This window comes from Acetobacterium paludosum, from assembly GCF_008086595.1.
Lineage (GTDB): Bacteria > Bacillota > Clostridia > Eubacteriales > Eubacteriaceae > Acetobacterium > Acetobacterium paludosum.
Genome location: NZ_RXYA01000001.1, coordinates 254640 through 277231, shown reverse-complemented (window position 1 = coordinate 277231; position 22592 = coordinate 254640). Strand labels below are relative to the sequence as shown.

Annotated in this window: 25 protein-coding genes and 1 other annotated feature (1 of these 26 only partly in view); all 25 genes read right to left on the bottom strand. The window is 39.0% G+C overall.

From position 1 onward, the window contains the following. Nucleotides 1-118 (bottom strand) — a binding site (T-box leader) (it extends 109 nt beyond the left edge of the window). Between the two features lie 44 nt (nt 119-162). Then, the gene (locus FZC41_RS01370; protein WP_243136622.1) at nt 163-1236 is read right to left on the bottom strand and encodes an AI-2E family transporter; all 1074 of its coding nucleotides are present in this window, start codon (nt 1234-1236) and stop codon (nt 163-165) included. Further along, complete coding sequence (locus FZC41_RS01365) at nt 1237-1761, bottom strand: PRC-barrel domain-containing protein (RefSeq protein ID WP_148565583.1); 525 nt, start codon at nt 1759-1761, stop codon at nt 1237-1239. Between the two features lie 132 nt (nt 1762-1893). Then, nucleotides 1894-2268: an iron-sulfur cluster assembly scaffold protein gene (locus FZC41_RS01360; protein WP_148565582.1), complete on the bottom strand. Its 375-nt coding sequence runs from the start codon at nt 2266-2268 to the stop codon at nt 1894-1896. 20 nt (nt 2269-2288) lie between these two features. Continuing rightward, nucleotides 2289-3497 carry a cysteine desulfurase NifS gene (nifS, locus tag FZC41_RS01355; protein WP_148565581.1) on the bottom strand — a complete coding sequence of 403 codons (1209 nt, stop codon included), beginning with the start codon at nt 3495-3497 and terminating at the stop codon, nt 2289-2291. 21 nt (nt 3498-3518) lie between these two features. Beyond that, the gene (locus FZC41_RS01350) at nt 3519-3926 is read right to left on the bottom strand and encodes an RrF2 family transcriptional regulator (protein WP_148565580.1); all 408 of its coding nucleotides are present in this window, start codon (nt 3924-3926) and stop codon (nt 3519-3521) included. Nucleotides 3927-4096: 170 nt separating this feature from the next. Continuing rightward, nucleotides 4097-6385, bottom strand: a complete 2289-nt coding sequence (locus FZC41_RS01345) for a bifunctional 4-hydroxy-3-methylbut-2-enyl diphosphate reductase/30S ribosomal protein S1 (RefSeq protein WP_148565579.1) — start codon at nt 6383-6385, stop codon at nt 4097-4099. A gap of 13 nt (nt 6386-6398) precedes the next feature. After that, nucleotides 6399-6974 carry a lysophospholipid acyltransferase family protein gene (locus tag FZC41_RS01340; RefSeq protein WP_148565578.1) on the bottom strand — a complete coding sequence of 192 codons (576 nt, stop codon included), beginning with the start codon at nt 6972-6974 and terminating at the stop codon, nt 6399-6401. After that, nucleotides 6971-7636 carry a (d)CMP kinase gene (gene cmk, locus FZC41_RS01335; protein WP_243136621.1) on the bottom strand — a complete coding sequence of 222 codons (666 nt, stop codon included), beginning with the start codon at nt 7634-7636 and terminating at the stop codon, nt 6971-6973. Before cmk ends, FZC41_RS01340 begins: the two co-directional genes overlap by 4 nt. A gap of 12 nt (nt 7637-7648) precedes the next feature. After that, nucleotides 7649-8884 (bottom strand): BaiN/RdsA family NAD(P)/FAD-dependent oxidoreductase, encoded by a 1236-nt coding sequence (locus tag FZC41_RS01330; RefSeq protein ID WP_148565577.1) that lies wholly within the window; start codon nt 8882-8884, stop codon nt 7649-7651. Then, nucleotides 8877-9812: a MurR/RpiR family transcriptional regulator gene (locus FZC41_RS01325; RefSeq protein WP_148565576.1), complete on the bottom strand. Its 936-nt coding sequence runs from the start codon at nt 9810-9812 to the stop codon at nt 8877-8879. The genes FZC41_RS01330 and FZC41_RS01325 overlap by 8 nt, the downstream gene beginning before the upstream one ends. Before the next feature lie 57 nt (nt 9813-9869). After that, nucleotides 9870-10268, bottom strand: a complete 399-nt coding sequence (locus tag FZC41_RS01320) for a hypothetical protein (RefSeq protein ID WP_148565575.1) — start codon at nt 10266-10268, stop codon at nt 9870-9872. Then, nucleotides 10265-10975: a pseudouridine synthase gene (locus tag FZC41_RS01315; RefSeq protein WP_148565574.1), complete on the bottom strand. Its 711-nt coding sequence runs from the start codon at nt 10973-10975 to the stop codon at nt 10265-10267. The genes FZC41_RS01320 and FZC41_RS01315 overlap by 4 nt, the downstream gene beginning before the upstream one ends. Then, nucleotides 10972-11622, bottom strand: a complete 651-nt coding sequence (gene scpB / locus FZC41_RS01310) for an SMC-Scp complex subunit ScpB (RefSeq protein ID WP_148565573.1) — start codon at nt 11620-11622, stop codon at nt 10972-10974. The genes FZC41_RS01315 and scpB overlap by 4 nt, the downstream gene beginning before the upstream one ends. Continuing rightward, entirely contained in the window at nt 11615-12349 is a 735-nt protein-coding gene (locus tag FZC41_RS01305; RefSeq protein WP_148565572.1) for a segregation and condensation protein A, read from the bottom strand. Before FZC41_RS01305 ends, scpB begins: the two co-directional genes overlap by 8 nt. Before the next feature lie 2 nt (nt 12350-12351). Then, nucleotides 12352-12993 (bottom strand): site-2 protease family protein, encoded by a 642-nt coding sequence (locus FZC41_RS01300; RefSeq protein WP_148565571.1) that lies wholly within the window; start codon nt 12991-12993, stop codon nt 12352-12354. Beyond that, complete coding sequence (locus FZC41_RS01295) at nt 12993-13223, bottom strand: hypothetical protein (RefSeq protein WP_148565570.1); 231 nt, start codon at nt 13221-13223, stop codon at nt 12993-12995. Before FZC41_RS01295 ends, FZC41_RS01300 begins: the two co-directional genes overlap by 1 nt. A gap of 97 nt (nt 13224-13320) precedes the next feature. Beyond that, nucleotides 13321-13872, bottom strand: coding sequence for an NUDIX hydrolase (locus FZC41_RS01290; RefSeq protein WP_148565569.1), 552 nt, complete (start codon nt 13870-13872; stop codon nt 13321-13323). Continuing rightward, on the bottom strand, nt 13869-14342 hold the full coding sequence (gene nrdR / locus FZC41_RS01285; protein ID WP_148565568.1) for a transcriptional regulator NrdR: 474 nt from the start codon (nt 14340-14342) through the stop codon (nt 13869-13871). The genes FZC41_RS01290 and nrdR overlap by 4 nt, the downstream gene beginning before the upstream one ends. 6 nt (nt 14343-14348) lie before the next feature. Next, nucleotides 14349-15407, bottom strand: a complete 1059-nt coding sequence (ftsZ, locus tag FZC41_RS01280; protein WP_148565567.1) for a cell division protein FtsZ — start codon at nt 15405-15407, stop codon at nt 14349-14351. A 282-nt stretch (nt 15408-15689) separates the two neighbouring features. Continuing rightward, a complete protein-coding gene (locus FZC41_RS01275) occupies nt 15690-16523 on the bottom strand; it encodes a cell division protein FtsQ/DivIB (protein ID WP_148565566.1) in 834 nt (277 codons plus the stop codon). After that, nucleotides 16520-17626: an undecaprenyldiphospho-muramoylpentapeptide beta-N-acetylglucosaminyltransferase gene (gene murG / locus FZC41_RS01270; RefSeq protein ID WP_148565565.1), complete on the bottom strand. Its 1107-nt coding sequence runs from the start codon at nt 17624-17626 to the stop codon at nt 16520-16522. Before murG ends, FZC41_RS01275 begins: the two co-directional genes overlap by 4 nt. A gap of 8 nt (nt 17627-17634) precedes the next feature. Beyond that, nucleotides 17635-18732, bottom strand: coding sequence for a putative lipid II flippase FtsW (gene ftsW / locus FZC41_RS01265; protein ID WP_148565564.1), 1098 nt, complete (start codon nt 18730-18732; stop codon nt 17635-17637). 18 nt (nt 18733-18750) lie between these two features. Continuing rightward, nucleotides 18751-20112: a UDP-N-acetylmuramoyl-L-alanine--D-glutamate ligase gene (gene murD, locus FZC41_RS01260; RefSeq protein WP_148565563.1), complete on the bottom strand. Its 1362-nt coding sequence runs from the start codon at nt 20110-20112 to the stop codon at nt 18751-18753. A gap of 12 nt (nt 20113-20124) precedes the next feature. Continuing rightward, the gene (gene mraY, locus FZC41_RS01255) at nt 20125-21099 is read right to left on the bottom strand and encodes a phospho-N-acetylmuramoyl-pentapeptide-transferase (protein ID WP_148565562.1); all 975 of its coding nucleotides are present in this window, start codon (nt 21097-21099) and stop codon (nt 20125-20127) included. Next, nucleotides 21099-22475 (bottom strand): UDP-N-acetylmuramoyl-tripeptide--D-alanyl-D-alanine ligase, encoded by a 1377-nt coding sequence (locus FZC41_RS01250; protein ID WP_148565561.1) that lies wholly within the window; start codon nt 22473-22475, stop codon nt 21099-21101. Before FZC41_RS01250 ends, mraY begins: the two co-directional genes overlap by 1 nt. Nucleotides 22476-22592: the final 117 nt, after the last annotated feature.

The window sequence follows — 22592 nt, the reverse complement described above, 5'->3', positions numbered from 1 at the left end:
CTCAAATTTCTTAACAGCTGCTCTAACGCGGCACCCTTAAATCGATTATAAAAGACTTGCAGCAATGTCCTTCTCTCTGAAATAATCTTTTTAGAGCATTCGTTTTCCATGCATTTTAGTATTAACCTGTAAATTTAATTATATTAATTTCATATAAAAATGTCAATCCTTTTTTAATTCCGCTTCATCTCTGGATGCAAATACTGAAACAACATATCCTCCAACGACCTTAATTGTTCCCGCTATCGGAACAGCCATAATCATTCCTAGTCCTCCAAACATAGCACCAAAGAAAAAGATTGAAAACATAATAAATACGGGATGCAAGCCGACATTTCCTGACATAATCGCCGGCGCCAGTAAATTACCGCACACCACTTGAACAGCCCCAATGGCAATAAGCATGGGAATGATCATCGCTGGCGCAGTAAATAGCACTATCAGCATAATAACAATGGTTCCCACAACCGGTCCAAAATATGGAACCATGGTTGTGACGCCGGCGACCACACCAATAATACTGGCATAGGGAATGTTTAATGCAAACGCACAAATTCCTGTTACAATACCAACTAAGAGAGAGATAAGCCCCTGGCCTTTAATAAAGCCACCAATAACAAGATCAATATCACAGCACATTTTCAGTACGCTGTTTCTGAATTGCAGGGGAACTAAATACATAACACCCTTAATAAAGAATTCTTTATCCACCAGCAAAAAAATGGTAACCAGCGGCACAATAATAATATTCATTAACTGACCGCTGTTTTGAATAAGGGCATTACTGATCTCCTGAAGTGCGGTTCCAAATCCTTTGACCACATTTCCCAATGCTTCTTCGATGTTAACATATTTCGATATGTTAGAGTTGCTTATTTTCGTGATATAATTTGAAATATCTGTGTTATATTGCTGCATCTGATTGATGAAATCTGGAATATTACTAATCATTCCCGTGATACTGGTAATAAGAGTTGGTACAAAACTCATAAATGTTCCAACCACAATGGCCAATACCAGCAAGAAAACAACAATAACCGATACAATTCGATTTAGCCCTTTACGTTCAAAGAATCTAACTAAAGGATTTAATAAATAGGCGAGAATAATAGCAATCAGAAATGGCATAAACATTCCGGCCAGGGTAGGCCAAATAAAATAAATAATAGCACCGATTATGAACAACACGATTAAGTTAAGAATCAATAACCGCTTTCTACCTGATGAATCCTGCATCTATTTTACCCCCAACAGTTTATTAGCAATTCCTGTTCCCTGGTTTTTAAATCCCAGATCAAACATTTCCTTTTCATAGCAGAGCACTTGATCTTTATACACGAGTTCAGACGCATTGATTATTCCAAAGCCATGATCTAAATCATCAAAAAAGCTTCGGGAGACTTCATATTCTGTGATTTTATATGAATCTTTTTCAATCGTAGCATTTGCTATTCGCCCGAAAGCTGTGCCATTTTTATCGACCACTGGATAATCCATAAGAGGGAATGCCTCGTCGAAATAGTTTTTCACCTTTTTTCCTTTAACTTTAATGATGTCTTTATCGCTTCCTACGATGAGTCTTTTATAATTAACATCCACGATACTTTCCGGCTTGAAAAATTGCGCTTTTGTTAAAATTCCGCCAGGATTAATCACCAAGTATTTTACAACATGGTTCACTACCACCAGGCTTTTTACCAAACCATGGCGGCGTCCATTTTTTGAGATTACTTCAACATTCAGTAAGATGTTTGCCTTCATTCCTTGCTCCTTTCATTTTTCTGTCATGCCTCTTATCTTACACTATTATTTTTTTAATGGCAATGCGCTTTTTTCAAAAAAAACAAAGACGCAGTTTCCATTATATAGAAACAACGTCTTATTTACCCGAGCTTATGCTTTTTTATTTTTATAATCCTGGATGGCGGCCTGTATCGCTTCAGCTGCCAATACTGAACAGTGAATTTTCACATCCGGCAGTCCCCCTAATGCATCGACAACATCTGAGTTTTTCAACTTTCCAGCTTCCTCGATACTTTTTCCAATAATCATATCGGTTGCCATACTACTGCTGGCAACTGCTGCGCCGCAGCCAAATGTTTTAAATGAAGCATTTTCAATGATACCATTATCATTGATCTTTAGAAAGATCTTCATAATGTCCCCACAGGCGGGGCTGCCAACCTGACCTACGCCGTTTGCATCTTCAATTTCACCCACATGTTTAGGGCACGTAAAGTTTTCCATTACTACATCTGTATATTCCATTTTTTATTCTCCTTTAGAAATTAATGATGGTGATGATCTGCTTTATCAAAAACAGCGGCATCAATGGGATGATCCGCATCAATGGGGGACATATCCCTTAATCGTTGAATAATCTCAACAAGATTGTTCACTACATAATCGATATCTTCCGGGGTAGTACTTTTCCCAATGGTGAGTCTTAGCGATCCATGGGCAACGCCTGCTGGTAATCCAATCGCCAAAAGCACATGTGATGGATCTAATGAACCTGATGTACAAGCTGAGCCACTGGATCCGGCAATTCCAATAACATCAAGACTCAATAAAATAGATTCACCTTCAATATAAGCAAAACAGAAATTCGCATTCCCGGGAAGTCGTTTTTCCGGATGTCCATTTAGACGAGCCAGTGGAATTTTTCCTAACACGCCTTCGATCAGCTGATCTCTCAGGGTTTTCATATGTGTCATGTTTTCTTCTAGATGTTCACTTGCGATCTCTGCTGCTTTTCCAAAAGCCATAATTTCAGCAGTATTTTCTGTTCCTGCTCGTTTTTTTCGCTCTTGCGCACCACCATGGATTAAATTATCAATGGGCAGTCCTTTTTTAATATAAAGGACGCCAATTCCTTTTGGTCCATATATTTTATGAGCCGAGAGAGAGAGCAAATCAACATTTAAATCCTTTACATCAACCGGAATATTTCCCAAGGCCTGAACCGCATCGGTATGAAAAACAATTCCCTTTTCTTTAACAATTTTTCCAATTTCTTTAATCGGTTCAATGGTTCCAATTTCGTTGTTCGCAAACATGATAGATACTAAAATCGTATCATCACGAATAGCATTCTTTAAATCTTCCAGGGAAATCAGGCCAACTTCGTCAACTGGCAGGTAGGTTACTTCAAATCCCTGTTTTTCCAGATATTCGCAGCTATGAAGAACTGCATGATGCTCAATCTGTGAGGTGATAATGTGCTTCCCTTTTGCCTTATTCTTCATCGCTATGCCTTTTATAGCCCAATTATCGGCTTCCGACCCACTGGCAGTGAAATAAATTTCCCGTGAATCGGCATTAATGGCCGTCGCAATTTGCTGGCGTGCTTTTTCAATGCTTTTTTTTGCTGCTCGTCCTTCAGCGTATATCGATGAAGGATTTCCAAAAGTTTCTGTTAAATAGGGGATCATTACTTCTACAACTTCCGGATCAACCGGTGTTGTTGCTGCATGATCCAAATATATTCGTTTCATTCTATACCTCTTTCATATGATTTATTTAGTCAATAAATCCTGTAATGATCGATTGTCAATTATATTGCTGATGCTGTCATTAATGTCTTTCCAAAGGCTTTTTGTCACGCATTCCGGTGATTTTATACAAGTAAAGCCTTCCTCTCCGTTAACACAATCCGCCAATTCAATTGGGCCTTCAAGTGCTCTAATGATTTCACCAACGGTAATATCATTAGGATCTCTGGCCAGTACATACCCGCCATGAGCACCTCTTAAACTTTTAACAAGTCCAGCCATTTTCAATGCCGAAAAAAGTTGTTCCATATAGGAATCTGAAAAATTTTGTCTTTCAGCAATTTCCTTAATTGAAAGCGGCCCCTTTCCATATTGAAGCGCCAACTCAACCATAGCAAGCACACCATATCTTCCTTTTGTTGAAAGTCTCAAGTGATGAACCCCCCTCGATTATTTCCGAGTATTCCACCTGGATTTAATGACTATTATAGCACTTTAAAAATATTTTTCAATAACTTTTTGAATTTTTTTTTCTTAAGAACCTAAAAAAAGGTCCGTCTTTGGACAAACACCAAAGACGAACCTTTTCAAATTACAATTTTTTATTCTTCTGTTTTTTCGTCATCATCGAAAAGGCCGCTGAACATATCGCCAAAAGCATCCCCAAGGGTAACATTTGCAGTTTCTTCATAAACAGTTTTATTTCGATTGTTATTGCTGTTATGGCTTTGTGGTCGGCGATTTCCGCCACCGCTGCCGCCGTAACTGCTGCTTCTTTCTCTGCTGCCGGTGTTGTTGCTAGTACTGCTTGTACTAGTGCTACTGCTTCTTTGTGAAGCTGCTGGACGAGCTGGTGCTTCTTCCATTGCTTTTTTACTTAAGCTGATTTTTTCTTTTTCAGCATTAATTCCGATGATTTTAACGGTTAAAACATCTCCAGTTGCTAAGACTGAAGCAACGGATTCTACTCGGTTATAGCTGATTTCGGAAACATGAATTAATCCTTCCACACCAGGAATAACTTCAGCAAATGCACCGAAATCTAAAATATTGGTAATCGTAACTTCGACTTCATCATCGACATGATATTTAGCAATAAAATCATCCCAAGGACGATCCAATAAAGCTTTTACACTCAATTTTATTTTTTTGTCTTCTTCATTTTTAGCAATGACTTTGGCTTCAATTTCCTGACCTTTTTCAATAATATCTTTAGGTTCATTTATTTTTTCCCAAGTCAAGTCAGAACGATGGACAAAACCGTCGATACCTTCAAGATCAACAAAAATTCCAAAATTAGTGATGGTTTTAACCACACCTTTTACGATATCATCAACGTTTAATTCGGCAAAACGTTTTTCCTTCGTTTCTTTAAGTTGTTCTCTTCGTTCTTTCATATCTTTTTCAAGAATAATTTTTTGTGAAAGAATCGCACGACGACGTTTTGGGTTATAGTCAATGATAATACCTTTTACTTTTTCGCCAATAAGAGTATTCAAATCCTTAACATAACGAACATGATATTGAGAAGCCGGCATATAAATATCAGTAAATCCAATATCGATAATTAATCCATTTCCAGAAATATCTTTTACCGTTCCTTCTAAAATTGTTTTATTATCAAAGGCATCACTTAACTGTTTTTGCACCAGGCGATTATCATATTTGATTTTTGAAAGTTTCACATTTCCTGAACCTTCATTTAAATCAGTAACGATACACCAAATCTTATCTCCCATTTGTGCAAGATCAGATAATACCTCATCGCTTTTCCATGTGAAATCATTCTTTTTGATAATACCATCTGCTTTGTAACCAATATTTAAGATCACCTCATCATCGTCGACATGAATAACTTCACCTTCGATTTCAGCGCCTCGACGAATTGTTTTTAATGATTCTTCAATTTCAGCTGCGAAATCAAAATTCGCATCATCATATTCGTCCTTTTCAATGGTTTCTGCGGCCTTTTCTTCAACCACTTCCTCAACAGCAACAGTTGGCTGTTCTTCGGTCGTCACTACTTCGACCACGTTTTCCTCAGCAATTTTGTTTTGCTCTTCCATACCTTCCAGTACCTCCTTAACGATCCAATCCGGTGTCGATGCTCCTGCCGTAATACCGATTTTTTGGTACTTCATTACTTCAGCGAAATCTAAGTCCCGGATGGTTTCTATGTGACAAGTATTTTCGCAACAGGATTTACAAATATCAACAAGTTTCTGCGTATTAGAACTGTGATATCCTCCAACTACGACCATATATTCTACTTCTTTTGCAGTTTTTGCCGCTGCCGCTTGTCTTTCAGCTGTGGCACTGCAAATAGTATTAAATATAACGACTTCATTGACTCTTGACCTAATTTCATCACAGATTTTATTAAATCTGGACTCAATAATGGTGGTCTGAGCCACGATACATATTCTATCATAAACTTCAATATTTTCCAAATGTTTTATATCATTAATTATTAATGCTTCATCATTGCACCAACCATTTGCACCGATCACCTCGGGATGATCTCTATTTCCAACAATCACAATTTTATAGCCCGCTTCATAATAGGTTTCAACTTTTTTTTGTACCGCTCTGACATAAGGGCAGGTGGCATTGATGATCGGGATTCCTTTTTCTTCAAGAACTTTTATTATTTTCTTTCCTACCCCATGAGAACGTAAAATAACACATCCAGAATTAATTTTTTCAACATCTTCGTCATTTATGATCATAATCCCCTGATCCGTCAGTCTCTGTGTTTCCTGGGGATTATGGCTGATTGGTCCTAACGAGTAAATCTTGTCCTGACCAGAATGCATTGTATCTTTTACCATTTTCATGGCATTCTCGATTCCAAAACAATAACCTGCTTTTTCTGCAACAATAATTTCCATATCGTCCTCTGAATTATTCTAAACTATAGATCTTATCCATAACTTCTTCTGCCAATTTCTCATTTTCTTCTTCCGATAATTTTTTTCCATAATATTCTTCAAGATAAATAGGTTCTCCGATAATAACATCAACCTTTTTGCGAAAGCCATATTCTCCTCGGATTCTTACTGGAATGATGGGGGTTTTGGTCTTAATGGCAAATACCACAAATCCCGCCGCAGGCTTTATCCGCGCACCCTCTTTCACCCGTGTTCCTTCCGGAAATATTCCTAGAATCTCCTGGTCTTTTAATATTTTTAGAGAAGTTTTAATGGTGTCAATTCCCACTTTTTCTCGATTCACAGGAAAAGCATTCACCTTACGAAAGAACCAATTTAGAATGCGATTCTTGAAAAGTTCCACCTTAGCCATATAATGAACCGCCCTTGATGTAGCAAATGCAATCACAACTGGATCAATATTACTGATATGATTGGGACAAATCAATGCGCCTCCGGTTTTAGGAATGTTCTCTTTGCCGATAATGTTGATTCGATACAAAATCACACTAAGGAAATACGCAAAACCCCGGCTAATTTTATAAATCATGCTTTGACTCCATCAATGTAACTTCTCATAATATCGCACACCTCTTTGATGCTTTTGCCGGTAGTATCAATCACAATGGCATCTTTTACTTTTACCAATGGACCCTCTGTTCGGTTCCGATCATTATCATCCCGTTGCTGAATTTCATTTTTTAAATTTTCCAGATTCTTGACGATGCCTCTTTCTTCCAACTCTTTTTTTCGTCGTCTGGCACGTTCCAGAACATCAGCATCCAAAAAAAATTTGAAATCTGCTTCCGGTAAGACAACCGATCCAATATCCCGGCCATCCATGACAACTGAATGGTCTTTGGCAAATTTTCTCTGTTGAATCACCAACAATTCCCGCACTTCCTTAATGCGGGCAACATCTGAAGTATGTCGGGAAACCAATGGTGTCCGTATTTCTTTAGTTACTTCTTTATTGTTACAGAAAACCCGATCGCCTTCGAAACTGATCTCAGCCTCTTTTGCAAGCCGAATAATATCATCTGTATCATCAAAATTATCGCCTTGATTTAAAACACAATGGGCAATGCAGCGATACATCGCACCGGTATCGAGATAAGTCATTCCGTAGACCGCCGCCAATTTTTTGGCGATCGTGCTTTTTCCTGCTCCTGCCGGACCATCAATAGCTATTTGCATTTTATTCTCCCTCATTCAAACCCTTCTTTAGACAACCGAGTTTCCGGCCAACCACCCTGTGGAAACAGCAATCTGTATATTATATCCACCGGTTAAGGCATCTACATCCAGCATTTCTCCGGCAAAATAGAGATTTTTAATCATTTTTGATTCCATCGTTCCCGGATCCACCTCTTTCACATCAACCCCGCCTGAAGTAATAATCGCTTCTGTGAAATCACGAAGATCGGCAATCGAAATGTTAAGTTGTTTAAAGCACTGAACCAGTTTTTTCCGCTGCTCTTTGGTAATCTGATTAACCTTAAGACTTGTATCAATTCCCGAAAGGTCAACCATAACCGGAATCATTTTAGAAGGAAGCAAATCGCCTAAAGCATTCCCAAAATCCTTATTTTGATACTTTATAAAATCTCTCTGGATACGATTTTCCATCTGTTCGATGCTAAGCCCTGGTTTTAAATCCAGGGTCAGGACATAGTCTTTTGGGTCTCCCGATATATACGAGCTTAACGACAGCACCAATGGACCGGAAATTCCAAAATGAGTAAACAGCATTTCTCCGAGGATGGATTTTATTTTTTTTTGTCCCTTGGGAGTCTTTTTAGATAGTGTTAATACCACATTTTTCAGTGATAGACCTTGAAGCTCCCGAGGCCAGTTTTCTTTCGTATTGACAGGAACCAGGGCCGGTGCCAGTGAACGGATCTGATGTCCGCATGCTTTTAAAACTTTAAAAAAATTGCCATCAGATCCCGTGGAAGGATAGCTTTTTCCTCCTGTGGCTAATATCACCGCGTCGTAATAGCCTATTTTACCATCATCCAAAACAAGCCCCTTTAAGACACCGTCTTCAATTAAAAGATTAGTTACTTTTTTATTTAAACATATGTTGCATTTATTTTTGTTTAAAGCTGTTTTGAAACCAGAAATGACATCACTTGATTTATCCGAAACCGGGAATACTCGGTCGCCACGCTCAATTTTCAAAGGAACGCCATTTTTTTCCATAAATGCCATAAAATCTTCATTGGTGAAAGAATAAAGAGCGCTGTATAAAAAGCGATGATTATGAACAATGCTGTCAAAATAATCACCAATATCGATGGCATTGGTCAGATTGCACCGGCCTTTTCCTGTGATATAGAGCTTTTTTCCTAGCTTTTCGTTGCTTTCATATAAATCTACACGGTGTCCCTTGTCTCCGGCAGCTACTGCCGCCATCATCCCTCCCGGGCCGCCTCCAATTATTGCTATCTTACTCATCGTCGTCTTCGTGTCCTTTCATGAACTCTTTTTCCACTTCATCTCCTGTGTAGATGTAATGATCTCTCCATATTTCTTCAAGGGCATTGAATGTCTCTTTTGTTTTTCCAATATTTCTTAACCCTACCGAAATAACCAATGCATTAATTAAAGACAGCGGCGCAACCAAAGAATCCACAAAAGAATAAACATTGCTTTTAGCAATCAGCCGATACTCCGTGAATTCATTAATCGGTGCATTTTCATTATCTGAAATCGCAATGATTTTAATGCCCTTGTCCTTAAGGAATTCGACCGCTTCATAGGTCTTCTGAGCGTATCTTGGAAAACTGATGGCAATGACCACATCTTTTTCATTCAGACGGATTAAATCTTCGTATATATCCGAAACGCCGTAGTTTACTACCTTTACATTATCTAAAATAAGGTTGAGATAATACCCCAGATGTTCAGTTAACAGCGATGTCGTTCTAAAACCGATTATAATGACTTTTCGTGCTTCCAAAATTAAATCAATGCATGACTTAAAGTTTTCATAATCAAATTCTTCAAAAGTCGAATTAATATTTTCAATGTCTGCTTTTAATACATTATGAACAGTTTCCTGAAGGGCCTTATCCTTCTCTTCATTTCTAAGGGTCATATTAATCCGTTCAATGGTTGTAAGTTTGCTGTTTAATTCATTTTTTAATGCCCTTCGAAATTCCGGATAACCTTCAAATCCAAGAGCTATAGAAAAGCGAACCACTGTTGCTTCACTCACCTCAACACCTTTTGCCACCTTACTGGCTGACATTTCAGAAACCCGTTCATAATGACTAAACATAAAATCGGCGATCAGCTTATGACTTTTACTCAAATTCGGATAAAGCTGTTTGATCGTTGAAAATATATCTTTACTTTCTTTTACATATGGAATTTCTTTCATTTTTTACCTCATTTTAATGCTTTATGTGCTGTTTCTTTTGATGTGACCCTTAGGCATCTATTTTCCGCTGCAGCCGGGGCAGGGTTTAAAAAATTCACCGGGGTAACTCTTGTGAACATAGGTCCCTGATTCTATCATAAATCCGTGATCCATAAAATATTTTTCAGTTTGTCCTTTTAGCTCATGAATGACAACGGTCGTGCATCCTTCTTCAGCCATTTTAGCCAGCAGTGTTCTGACCATACCATCAAATACCGCCATATATTGTTCATCTTGATAAAGCATCTTCATTTCAAAAATGTCCACCTGATTTCCTTTGTAGAAAAAGCGAATAGCTCCAAGTAGTTTAGATGTTTCCGTATCCTCAGCAGCAATATACAAATCTCGCTCTTTTTCTTTTTCCGGAAAAAGCACTTTTAATTGACTGAAATCTCTTGGGAATCCTATTTTTATCATATTTTTATATCTCCTTTTAAATAAGTAATTTCGTCTTTTTTTAAAAAACGCCAATCACCGGGTTTTAAATCACCCAATGTTATTTTCCCCATTGCAACACGTTTAAGCTCAATAATCGGATGCCCCATTGCTGCACACATTTTTCTGATCTGGCGTTTTTTACCTTCATGTATCTTCATTTCCAATAATGTTGTATCTTTATTCTGCTTTAGAATCTTTATTGACGCCGGCGCGGTATGATAATCTTCAATGTCCATTCCCTGCCTAAATTCTTCCAGCCTCGTTTTTTGTGGACATCCCCTGACCAGACCAACATAAGTTTTAGCAAACTCATGCTTGGGATGGGTTAAATAGAATGTCAAATCACCGTCATTCGTCAGTAACAGCAAACCTTCCGTGTCCATATCCAATCTGCCCACCGTGTAAAGCCGCTCTTTAATTGGCACCAAATCCAATACCCGCTGACGCCCATGGGTATCTTCGGATGTTGATAAAACCCCTTTTGGTTTATTGACCATAACATATATTTTAGCAGCTACCGTTAATTTATTTTCTTTAACAATAATTTCATCCTGCTCCGGATCAACTGAAAATCCTGGTTCTTTAATCACTTTTCCGTTGACCTGTACCAATCCCTGCTGAATTAATTCCTCTGATTTTCTTCGGGAAGCAACGCCACACTGTGCCATAAATTTCTGAATTCTCATTGTGCCACCTCTACTGGCTGATCTTCGGCAATGGATTTTTCTAATAATCCTGACAGCATTTCTTCATGTGCGATTGCTTCTTTTTCAGACTCGTTTTTTATCATTTCCAAATTAAATGATTCTTGTTTTCCCTGCGAAAACACTTCATACTCGGGCATTTCCTTAAGATTTGTAAATCCCATGGATTGTAAAAACTCATTCGTGGTTTTATAAAGAATTGGCCGTCCTGGAGCTTCAAGACGTCCACCATCACAGATAAGTCCCCGATCCAGCAACCGTTGAATTGCACTGCTTGAACTCACGCCACGCAAGTCATCAATGGCAACCCGGGTAACCGGTTGCCGGTAGGCAATAATGGCCAAAGTTTCCAATGCCGCTCGAGATAAACCTGTTTTTTCCTGATGCTTTGTGATTTCTTTGATATAGCCATAATATTCGGGTTTAGTGGAAAGTTGATAGGTATCTTTGACTTGAACAATTCTTATTCCCCTTGCCTTCGACTGATAATCCTGTTTTAGAATTTCAATTGCAAAGCGGACTTCGGCTGCAGCTTTATCCAAAGACCGACATAATTCGCTTAACGAAATCTTTTCTCCGGCACCAAAAAGGACCCCTTCAATCACACCTGCAAGCATATCACTATCCATGATTTTCCACCTCCTTTTCAATATGAAAATCGATAAATACCCGATTTTGAACAAGACGTAAACCACTGGTTTTAACCATTTCCAATAGAGAAAGCAAAGTCACAACAACCTCTTCCCTTGAAATATCGGGATGCAGCAATTCAGAAAAACTAACCCCGGCTTCGCCGGCGCGAATGAGAGCATCAGTTATTTCGGCAATTTTTTCTTCAATACTAAAAAGTTCCCTGATAATCTTTTGTGGCGGTGCTATGGCTTCAAGTTCTTCTTCCTGCTGAAATAACAGGCGTTTAAAACATTGTTCCAAAGCAACCGGATCAATCTCTAAAGGCGCTTCTTCTTCGTTCTGAGGAATGTACTCCGGATCTCGGTAAATAGCACCCAGTTCTTGTTTTTCTCGGGTCTGGAAATAGGCACTGATCTCTTTGAAGATTTTGTATTCGATCAACTGACGGACCAGCTTGGCCTGAATATCCTCTTCAGCTTCTGTTTGATCCTCTCTTTTAGGCAACAGTGCTCTGGCTTTAATCTCCAAAAGACGAGCCGCCATAACAATAAAGTCACTGGCTACATCCATATCCATATCCTGCCAGGTTTTAATTTGTGCTAGATACTGATTCGTAATCGCCGCGATGGGAATATCATAAATATCAATTTTATTTTTTTGAATCAAATGGATTAATAAATCCAGAGGACCTTCAAAGCCCTCTAAACTAACAGCATATCCCATTTTCAAGACCAGAATAGATTGAAAATCGGCAGCAGTATTGCTGAAAACAGACTCACAATACCATTAATAGCCGGATTGATGATGATTCCCAGCAAGCCGGTTATCGCCAAAGCAAAAATCACGATCATCCCATACCGTTGATATTTATAATAGGTCATCAATGCTTTAGGCGGCAAAAAAAGTACCAGTATTTGCGACCCATCCAGTGGCGGAATAGGAATAATATTAAACACGGCAAAAACAATATTATAAATATAAATATACTGCAAAATGGTCATTAATATCTCATTGTTCAGCGGAATGACTGCTAAATAAGCTGCCATTCCTAAAAAAGCAAGGAGTAAATTGGTGAGCACTCCGGATAATGCAACGGCGATCATTCCCTTTTTTCGATCTTTAAAATTATTGGGATTCACCGGAACCGGTTTTGCCCAACCGAACCGAAACAACAACATCGAAATAAAGCCTAAAGGATCAATATGTTTTAATGGATTGATCGTCAAACGCCCGGCATTTTTGGGAGTTGGATCTCCCATTGTGTCCGCAGCATAAGCATGTGCCATTTCATGAAAACTGATGGCAATCAGAATTCCTGGCAGGCTCAGCAATAAGCTGTAAAAATAATCAGCTGAAAAATTAAACATTATTTAGCCACCCCAAAATTCGGCTTTGTTTCATTTAAACTTTGTAAGCTTTCACATTGATCCGAAATTTCCGAAGCCTTTCCCTTTGATATTCCTACTGTTGATCGAAGCAAACGATTGCTTTTTCTGACTATTAAATCATTATCGGCACCTGTTTGCAAACCTTCTGCTCCAATGGAATTCACATACTTTACCGTATCATGCCCAAAAGCTATATCATTCTTTTCCATTACGATCTCCTTTTTTTAAACTTTCACATTGTAATATAAAATAGATGATTTATTCTAATGCCCTGCATCGAAATAAACCATCTATTCTCATTGAACATTATTTATTCTTACAAAAACCTCTGGTAGTGATAGTAAAATAATAACCTAAAGCTGCCACCGTTTTTCCATCAATAAATTTTCCGTTAATAAAAAGAGCTCTTGCCGTACGCAAAGGAATTTTAATCACACTGATAAATTCATCATTATCTTCTTCCAAGGGATCCCAGGAAAAATCTGTCGCACAAAAAAGAGTAATCTTCTCCGAACAGTATCCCGGAGTCGGGATAAACTCTCCCAGCTTAAATAAGTCAATCGGTCGATATCCAATTTCCTCACGGCATTCCCGAATGGCCGCTTCCTCAGGGGTTTCTCCCGACTCTAAAAGTCCGGCCGGAATCTCTGTAAGCAGTCGTTGACTGGCAATCCGATATTGCTTCACAAAAATCATCTGCCCATTTTTTACCGCTAAAACAGCAACCGCCCCTTGATGGGTGACGATCTCCCGCTTTGAAAAAGTGCCATCGGGAAGTTCAACATCATCAACCCGAAGTTTTACGATTTTTCCATTGTATATCTCTTCTGTTTTTATCGTTTTTTCATATTGTTTCATGAATTTTCCTCGGTTTTTTTTTCTGAAATCAACCGCTCTAATTCATCACGAAACGAAGTCACATCTTTAAATTGGCGATAAACTGAGGCAAATCGAACATAAGCCACCTCATCCAGAGTTTTCAATGCTGCCATTACCTGTTCACCAATCAGTGATGATGGGATTTCTTTCATTTCGCTTTGATAGAAGCTTCGTTCAAGATCATCCACAACTTCTTTAATCGCATCAATGGGTACTGGACGTTTTTCGCAAGCTTTAATCATTCCGTTGAATATTTTATTTTTGTCAAATGGGGTTCGCTGACCGCCCTTTTTTACTACAATAAGTGGGATGTTTTCAACCCGTTCGTAAGTTGTAAAACGCTTATTGCATTTGGTACACTCCCGGCGTCTCCGGATCATGGTACCTTCTTCACAGGGACGAGAGTCAACAACCCGACTTTCATCAAATGCACAATAAGGACACTTCATCTTTAATTAGTCTTCATGTGTTAAAAAATCTGGAATTGAAAATTCGCCTGCATTGCTCGTGTTAGCACTCTTAACAACCTTTTTAATCGCAGCTTTTTTATCTTTTTCTTCTCCGGAAAGGAAACCAGTTGCAATGACAGTAATTTGAATTTCATCACCTAATGATTCATCAATGGTTGCACCAAAAATAACGTTGGCATCTGGATCAGATGCTTCTCTGGCTATGCTTGCGGCACGATCAACTTCAAATAAGGACAAGTCTTCACCGGCCGTAATATTAAGCAGCACGCCGGTTGCGCCATCAATTTGTGTTTCCAGCAAAGGACTGAGAATCGCCTGTTTAGCGGCTTCCTCGGCACGATTATCTCCTGATGCACGACCTACACCCATGTGTGCAAGTCCGGTGTCCTTCATAATCGTTTTTACATCTGCAAAGTCTAAACTGATAAGGCCTGGCATTGAGATGAGGTCTGAGATGCTTTTAACCCCTTGCAGGAGCACATCATCAGCCAATTTAAAGGCATCCTTAAGAGATGTAGATTTATCTGCCATTCTTAAAAGTCGATCATTCGGAATTGTCACTAATGAGTCGACGTTTTCCTGCAGAAACTCACTGGCAATTTGAGCATTACGCATACGCACACGGCCTTCAAAAGAAAAAGGTTTTGTGACAACACCAATTGTTAAAATATCCATATCTTTAGCAATTTTTGCAATAATCGGTGCTGCTCCCGAGCCTGTTCCTCCGCCCATGCCTGCTGTCAGAAACAAAAGATCGGTGTCCTTTATCATATCTGCAATTGCATCTTTGCTTTCTTCAGCAGCTTTTTGACCAATCTCAGGATTTCCGCCTGAACCAAGTCCCTGAGTCAGTTTTTCTCCTATCTGAAGTTTTTTTTCAGATAAAGCTAAAGCAAGAGCCTGTTTGTCTGTATTGATTGCAATAAAATCAACACCCTTCATACCTGCTTCAATCATGCGATTAATGGCGTTGTTTCCACCACCACCAACACCTACAACACGGATTTTTGCGAAATTATCGTAATTCCCATCTAATTCAAACACTTTTTTTCCTCCTCTGACTAAACAGCTTTCTCATAACACTTTTTATTTCAAAAATTTTGTATTTCTTTTTCTCAAAACTCTCTTGAAAGCTTTGGTTGTTTTTTCATAATATCAAATTGATCTTTCCTTGAAATTCAAGTAAAAAAATCTTCACTTCTTTATATTAACCTGAATTCGTAAATTTTTCAACTATTGAATCATAAATTAAGCAAAATATCGTTCAGTATTTTTTATTTACTCACCAATCGTCCGGTCACTTTACGCCGAATGACAAACTGAATTCTACCTTGCTTTTATCACTGGCTTTGTTCCAACCGTCAAATTAATAAGCATATTGCTTGTGTTTTCAGCCAGATTATTTAAAATATAGTTTTCATTTTCCGAATAATTATTATAATCCCAAAAACTGAAAATAGTCCCATTCTTTGTCACGATCTCGTAGGTATTATTATCCGTCATCCGCACTTCTGAAATTTTTTCTAAATAGCCGCTATCCTTTAAGTCGATTAATACATTCATAACCGTATCAAAACGCCAAAAGGGTTCAATTACAACTTTTTGCCCGATTCCCGGCGCATTAACGCTCTCGCACCCAAAGACCAGCGGAATATCTGTTTTTCTTAGATATCCACTGTTTTCGATTAATTTTTTATCTCGGGTAAGATAAAAAACGTTATTGCCATCGTTGACCGCACAAATTGGCGTTGATTCTTTCAGGCTGATCAAAATTTTATTAGGCATCACTTTCGAAATGACTAAATCATCCAGGTTCAGTAATGAACTTATACTATAATTCGCTTTATTAATATCAACAAAAAATATACTTTCCCCAATTTGAATTCCTGATGCATCAATGACCGTCTGATCATCCACGATTTCATTTCCAACCACTTCTATTTCTGACACGTTAAAAAAGCCTTGTTTCACAGCTTCATAAGATGCAAAACTTAACCCGCCAATGATGCCCAGGATAACAAGAATCACAATTAGGCTTTTTATGATTCTCTTGCGCTTTTTTATTTTACGTTGTTGTCGTCGCTGCTCACGCAGCTCTTCTTTAGACAACTCATAAAGTTGCGGTTTTTCTTTGACTTTTTCTTTTTTAGATCGTTTCATAAATTCTCCATGAGCTTATTTATTTCACTATAAATCCGATCTCCAGCATCAAGAATGCTTAATTCTTTGGTAATTTCCGACATCCTTTTTAGCCGCGGTTCATCATTTAAGAGCAACTCCGTAATTTCTGCTAAATATTCTCCGGTCAAAGCATTATCTTCAATTAAAATTCCACCACCCTGATCCGTAATAACTCGAGCATTAAAATCTTGATGATTTCCCGCCGCCATCGGATAGGGTACTAAAATTGATGGTACTCCCACCGCTTCAATTTCAGCCACAGACATGGCTCCAGAACGGCTGATGACCAGATCCGCCGCCCCTAAAAGCTGATAGACTTCATTGCTATAGGCCTCTGCAAAAATATTTTTGGATGTTTCCAAACCTTGTTTGCACATCGCTTCCTTAATCTTGTTATATTGTCCTTTTCCCGTTAAATGATAAATCACCCGATCATTCCGATTCTTGTAATCCGCCATCAGTGCTAAAGCCCCTTGATTAATGGATCCTGCGCCCTGACTCCCACCCATAATCAATATCATTTTCTGTGAATCCAGAAGATTAAGAATTTTTCGTGATTTCTGTTTATTTATCGATTGGTATTCGGAACGGACCGGATTTCCTGCTAAAAATGTTTTTCCAGCTGGAAAATACTGTTCCGCTTCTTTAAAGCTGATCGCAATACGGTCCACTTTTTTCCCTAACATACGGTTTGTTTTTCCAGGAAAAGCATTTTGTTCATGAATCATTGTGGGAATTTTTAGCCGACTGGCTAATAAGAGCAGCGGACCAGCCGTAAACCCGCCGGTGCCAATGACTAAATCAGGTTGGTGGCGAGCCAATACTTTTTTTGCATCTCTCATTCCATCAAAAATCCCTTTAACTGCTGCCAGTGTTTCCAATGAAAGCTGCCGTTCAAAGCCTCTTACTCTGATATACTCAATCGGATACCCTAATTGCGGAATAATATTTTTCTCCATTCCCACTTTCGAACCGATGAAGATGATCTCAGCATTCGGGTTTTCTTTTTTTATTTTTTCAGCAATTGCAAGTCCCGGATAAATATGACCTCCAGTCCCTCCCGCTGCAATGAGTACTTTCATAGTCTACCTCACAATCTTTTTTTACTAAGATCAACGCCCCGGGAAATATTTAATATCGGCCCCATCATTGCAAAAAGAATAATTACCGATGATCCTCCGGCACTCATAAAAGGAAGCGCCATCCCCGTTACCGGAATAATTGCGGAAGCCACGCCAATGTTTACTAAAACCTGAAATGCCAATAACAGCATAACACTACTGGTATATAAATATCCAAAAGTATCCGGTGATTTTTGAGCGATCTGGAAGCCCCGCCAAATAACAAATGCAAATAAGCCCAAAACAACCACACACCCGATAAAGCCAAATTCTTCAGCAATATTCGAGAAAATAAAATCATTTTGCAATTCCGGAAGAAACGAATATTTCTGTTTGCCGTTACCCAATCCCTTGCCAAAAATACCTCCGGTACCAATAGCCAGTAGTGATTGGGTTATCTGATAATCATAGCCGCTTTTTCCTAAAAAAACATTAAAACGGTCAAGACGCCATGGTTCAGCAATCATCAGACCGATAAAAGCCAAAAGGCCGAAGCCAATATAGGGTAAAAGTATTTTAAAACGAACTCCGGAAAAATACAAAACCCCGCCCATGCCAACTACGATGGCCATTGTGGCACTTAAAGAAGGTTCGATAACTGTTATCGCACAGATGAAACCCAACGGCATCATACAGTATCGAAAAAACGGGCCCGGTTCCCGGATGACGTTAGGCTTTCTGGCAATGAGCGTACTGTAATATATAATTCCCGCTACTTTTGCAAATTCTGATGGCTGAAATGTTGTAAATTTCAAATCAAGCCATCGTCTTGCATCATTGACTTTCACTCCAATACCGGGAATTAAAACAATCAGCAGCAGAAAGGCCGCTATTACCATAACCATTATATAATATCTTTTGTAGGTTCGATAATCAATTTTGCTCATTATTATCATGACAATCACACCCAAAACATCAAATAATAATTGTTTTAAAAAAAGGGTATACCCTTTTTCACCGCTAATCGTTGATGAGTACATACTGGCACTAAAAACCATTATTACCCCAATTCCCGCTATTATCATCAAGGCAATCAAAAAGGGACGATCTATTTTACCTGTCTTCATGGTTTGCTCCTCAATTTCTTATTGATTCTTAGTCACCAATTCCTTGAAAATTTTGCCTCGGATTTCATAATTATCAAACATATCCCAGCTTGCACAGGCGGGAGACAACAATACCGTATCTCCGACAACTGCTTCTGCTTTTGCAACAGCAACCGCCTCTTCATAATTTTCAACTTTTATAATGTTTGTAAATCCTTTTTGATGGGCCGCTTTTATTAAATCATTGGCTGTTACACCCAATACGATCAGTCGTTTTACGCGTTTTGCGACTAATTCCATTAAATCTGAATAATCTTCCTTTTTATCATAACCGCCTGCCAGCAGAATAATCGGTGTTTCCACCGCGTTTAATGCCGTAATCGTGGCATTGGTATTGGTCCCTTTTGAGTCATTGATATAGGTAACGCCGGAAAAACAGCCAACCCATTCCAACCGGTGTTCCACCCCTTCAAAGGACTTCAGTACGTTAACAATCACATCGATCGTTACGCCTGAAAAATATGCCAAAGTCAAAGCCGCCAGTGCATTCATGGTATTGTGCGGCCCAATAATCCCCAGTTCATCTTCACGGCAAACAAAAACAATTTCTTCGCCGTTATTAACATACAGTTTCCCATCCTGGCACCAGGCGCCGTAATCCAACGGCTTTAAATAGCTGAAATACGCTTTTTTTGAAATCGCCTGTTCTCCCAATCGACACACCAGATCATCATCTGCATTCAAAACCAGCAGGTCTTCCTCGGTTTGATTTTCAAAAATACGACCTTTGGCTTTTACATAGTTTTCCATCGTCAAATGCCGATCAAGATGATCCGGCGTTAAGTTTAAAATCGCCGCTGCTTTGGGATGGAATGTTTGAATGGTTTCTAATTGAAAGCTGCTGATTTCCGTCACAAAAACATCCGCTTCTTTTGAGCTTTCGATATACTTTGTGATTGGGTCGCCAATATTTCCGACCACATAGGTTCCGCGTCCCGACGCTTTAAATATTTCCCCTAATAAAGTAGTTGTGGTTGTTTTTCCATTCGTTCCTGTAATCGCAATAAAAGGCGTTTTTGTCAATCGATAGGCCGCTTCAACCTCTCCAATCACAGGGATACCCTGTTCATAGGCCGCTTTGATGATGGGAATAATCAGTGGCACACCTGGACTTACCACGACTTCATCAATTATATTTAAAATATCCAGACTGGGTTGCATGCCAAATATTGATTCAAAAAAAGGTCTTTTTTCATAGTCCAAAATTTGCGGGAACTCTTTCAAAATAATACCGGACGTTCGGGTATCTGTTAATACCACACTTTCTTCCTGATCCAGCAACAATTCCGTCACAGCGACTCCGCTTCGAGCCGCTCCGATAACTAATGTCGTTTTTCTCATATTGATCTTCTCCTAACCTAAACAAATAAATGCAATGGCAACAAAAATTGCTGTCACAACCCAAAAGACTGTCACAACCCGCGTTTCACTCCAGCCGGCTAATTCAAAATGGTGGTGAATGGGAGCCATTCGAAAAAATCGTTTCCCTTTAGTGGCCTTAAAATAGCCAACCTGAATAACTACTGATAAAGCTTCAACCACAAACAGTCCACCGGCAATAAGCAAAAACAATTCAAGTTGTGTAACAATTGCCATTACCACAACCGCGCCGCCTAATGCCATGGACCCTGTATCTCCCATAAAAATAGCTGCCGGATTTGAATTATGTCTTAAAAAACCTAAACATCCACCAATGATACTGCCGATAAAAACAGCTGTTGCTGACTCCGGCAAAATCAATGCCCCAACAAAAAAGAAAAGCGATACAATCAGGGTCACCCCAGATGCCAGTCCATCCAGTCCATCGGTTAAGTTAACCGCATTGACGATGGCAACAATCGCAACGAACGTCAAGGGAATATACCAAATTCCAAAATCTACCGGTTGATGCATAAATGGAACAATGAGTTCCGATCCAATCGTCGAACAATTGTAGGCATATAATGAAATAGCCAGGGCTCCAACACATTGAAGAACAAGTTTCTGCCATGCCCGCAAACCAAGATTGTGTTTTTTGGCAACCTTTATGTAATCATCGATAAAGCCGACACAACCAAAATACAACATGACAATCACGGGAAAAAAATCCCAAAAGCCGGTCACTGCCGATAATAGAATAAAGGCAACAACAACACCTAACTGAATAACCAGCCCGCCCATGGTTGGCGTTCCCGATTTTGCCAGATGACTTTGCGGGCCTTCTTCCCGAATGGCCTGCCCGAATTTTAACCGCCTGAGCACCGGAATAAAGTGAGGTGTCACCAAATAAACAACAGCAAAGGAAATGAGCAAACCGATCAACCCTGCTTTTAAAGCTGTCAATTCCATTATTCATGACCTCCTTCAATATAATCAATTACTTTTTCCAGTCCCATTCCGCGGGAAGCTTTAATTAAAATAACATCTTCCGGAGCCATAATCGCCCGGAGACATTTTCCTGCCGCCTGAGCATCCAAAACAGGATAAACGCAATCTTGTTTATCACCATAACCCCGGCAAATTTCTCTTCCTAAATTTCCGACGCCGATGAGAATATCTGCTTTTTCTTTTGCATACTCGCCAATTTCATAATGGGCAGCCGGGCCGTAATCCCCCATTTCAAGCATATCTCCAAGAATTGCGATTTTACGCTTATAATCACATCCGATGGTTTTAAGCACATCTAATGATGCTTTCATTGCATCAGGATTTGCATTATAGGTATCATTGATCACCTTTATTTTTCCGATTGAAAAAATATTCATACGGTTACCGCTTGGCACAAAAGCATCCAAACCTTTTTGTATCTCCGGTTGCGTCATGTTGTAAAAATGCCCCAGCCAAATAGCCGTTAGACAATTATAAACATTATGTTCCCCGGGAAATTTGAATGTATAGCTTTCTTTCCGCCCTTCCCATTCCACCGTCATTTTAAGACCGTGACTGTGGGAAGTATATTCTGAAACCTTAATATCCTGCTTTTCGTGGATTCCAAAGCTTTGAACTCTAAAATTATTTTTTTCTTCTTTTAACTTTTTCAAGAAACAATCATCCCCATTAACCAATGCGATTCCATCATTCTTTAACGTTTGTAATATTTCTTTTTTTGCCAGAAAAATATTTTCCTGGGTTTTTAAACGTTCAATATGACTCAAACCAATGTTGGTAATGACACTGATATCCGGATCAACACTCTGGATTGATTTTGAAATATCTCCCCGATGATCCATTCCCATTTCAATCACTGCTATTTCATGTTCAGGGCCTAAATTAAAAAGCGTTTGGGGGATACCATATTCATTGTTGAAATTTCCTTTGGTTTTAAGGACGTTGTAATTCTGAGCTAGTACCGATGCCACCAAATCTTTTGTTGTCGTTTTTCCGCTGCTTCCGGTAATGGCAACCACCGACAGTGCATACCGATGCCTATTGAAGCTTGCCAGTGCTTTCATTGCTTCCAACGTCGAAGGCACAAGAATAATGGTCATGTTTTCCGGAAAAAAGCGATCTTTTTCTTGACTCAGACTCACTCTTCCACCATTTAAAAATGCCGATTCGATAAAAGCATGGCCATTATTCGTCTCACCAATAACAGGAATGTACAAATCCCCATTTTCTATCTTTCGACTGTCAATTTTAACATCTTTTACTATTAAGTTGCTTTCCCCTTGAAGTAATTTTCCCTGGGTGATCCTAAGTATTTCATCAATACTGATACTGTCCATCGATAAATTTTACCTAATCTTTCTCCAAAATTTTCTTCTTTTTCCCAAAAGACTGTGCTATTATATCAAACTTTATACATAAAGAAAAGCAAGGATTTTCCCCTCGCTTTTCTTTCA

What these genes read in the sequence shown, in the direction of transcription:
- FZC41_RS01300 (WP_148565571.1), bottom strand. Translation starts at nt 12,993, where the DNA reads ATGTTTAATTTTTCAGCTGATTATTTTTACAGCTTATTGCTGAGCCTG.
- FZC41_RS01320 (WP_148565575.1), bottom strand. Translation starts at nt 10,268, where the DNA reads ATGATAAAAATAGGATTCCCAAGAGATTTCAGTCAATTAAAAGTGCTT.
- FZC41_RS01340 (WP_148565578.1), bottom strand. Translation starts at nt 6,974, where the DNA reads ATGATTTATAAAATTAGCCGGGGTTTTGCGTATTTCCTTAGTGTGATT.
- FZC41_RS01305 (WP_148565572.1), bottom strand. Translation starts at nt 12,349, where the DNA reads ATGGGATATGCTGTTAGTTTAGAGGGCTTTGAAGGTCCTCTGGATTTA.
- FZC41_RS01360 (WP_148565582.1), bottom strand. Translation starts at nt 2,268, where the DNA reads ATGGAATATACAGATGTAGTAATGGAAAACTTTACGTGCCCTAAACAT.
- cmk (WP_243136621.1), bottom strand. Translation starts at nt 7,636, where the DNA reads ATGAGGGAGAATAAAATGCAAATAGCTATTGATGGTCCGGCAGGAGCA.
- FZC41_RS01290 (WP_148565569.1), bottom strand. Translation starts at nt 13,872, where the DNA reads ATGAAACAATATGAAAAAACGATAAAAACAGAAGAGATATACAATGGA.
- nrdR (WP_148565568.1), bottom strand. Translation starts at nt 14,342, where the DNA reads ATGAAGTGTCCTTATTGTGCATTTGATGAAAGTCGGGTTGTTGACTCT.
- FZC41_RS01325 (WP_148565576.1), bottom strand. Translation starts at nt 9,812, where the DNA reads ATGAAAGAAATTCCATATGTAAAAGAAAGTAAAGATATATTTTCAACG.
- FZC41_RS01365 (WP_148565583.1), bottom strand. Translation starts at nt 1,761, where the DNA reads ATGAAGGCAAACATCTTACTGAATGTTGAAGTAATCTCAAAAAATGGA.
- nifS (WP_148565581.1), bottom strand. Translation starts at nt 3,497, where the DNA reads ATGAAACGAATATATTTGGATCATGCAGCAACAACACCGGTTGATCCG.
- FZC41_RS01295 (WP_148565570.1), bottom strand. Translation starts at nt 13,223, where the DNA reads ATGGAAAAGAATGATATAGCTTTTGGGCATGATACGGTAAAGTATGTG.
- FZC41_RS01345 (WP_148565579.1), bottom strand. Translation starts at nt 6,385, where the DNA reads ATGGAAATTATTGTTGCAGAAAAAGCAGGTTATTGTTTTGGAATCGAG.
- scpB (WP_148565573.1), bottom strand. Translation starts at nt 11,622, where the DNA reads ATGGATAGTGATATGCTTGCAGGTGTGATTGAAGGGGTCCTTTTTGGT.
- murD (WP_148565563.1), bottom strand. Translation starts at nt 20,112, where the DNA reads ATGAGAAAAACGACATTAGTTATCGGAGCGGCTCGAAGCGGAGTCGCT.
- FZC41_RS01370 (WP_243136622.1), bottom strand. Translation starts at nt 1,236, where the DNA reads ATGCAGGATTCATCAGGTAGAAAGCGGTTATTGATTCTTAACTTAATC.
- FZC41_RS01330 (WP_148565577.1), bottom strand. Translation starts at nt 8,884, where the DNA reads ATGAGTAAGATAGCAATAATTGGAGGCGGCCCGGGAGGGATGATGGCG.
- FZC41_RS01275 (WP_148565566.1), bottom strand. Translation starts at nt 16,523, where the DNA reads ATGAAACGATCTAAAAAAGAAAAAGTCAAAGAAAAACCGCAACTTTAT.
- mraY (WP_148565562.1), bottom strand. Translation starts at nt 21,099, where the DNA reads ATGGAATTGACAGCTTTAAAAGCAGGGTTGATCGGTTTGCTCATTTCC.
- murG (WP_148565565.1), bottom strand. Translation starts at nt 17,626, where the DNA reads ATGAAAGTACTCATTGCAGCGGGAGGGACTGGAGGTCATATTTATCCG.
- ftsW (WP_148565564.1), bottom strand. Translation starts at nt 18,732, where the DNA reads ATGAAGACAGGTAAAATAGATCGTCCCTTTTTGATTGCCTTGATGATA.
- FZC41_RS01315 (WP_148565574.1), bottom strand. Translation starts at nt 10,975, where the DNA reads ATGAGAATTCAGAAATTTATGGCACAGTGTGGCGTTGCTTCCCGAAGA.
- FZC41_RS01250 (WP_148565561.1), bottom strand. Translation starts at nt 22,475, where the DNA reads ATGGACAGTATCAGTATTGATGAAATACTTAGGATCACCCAGGGAAAA.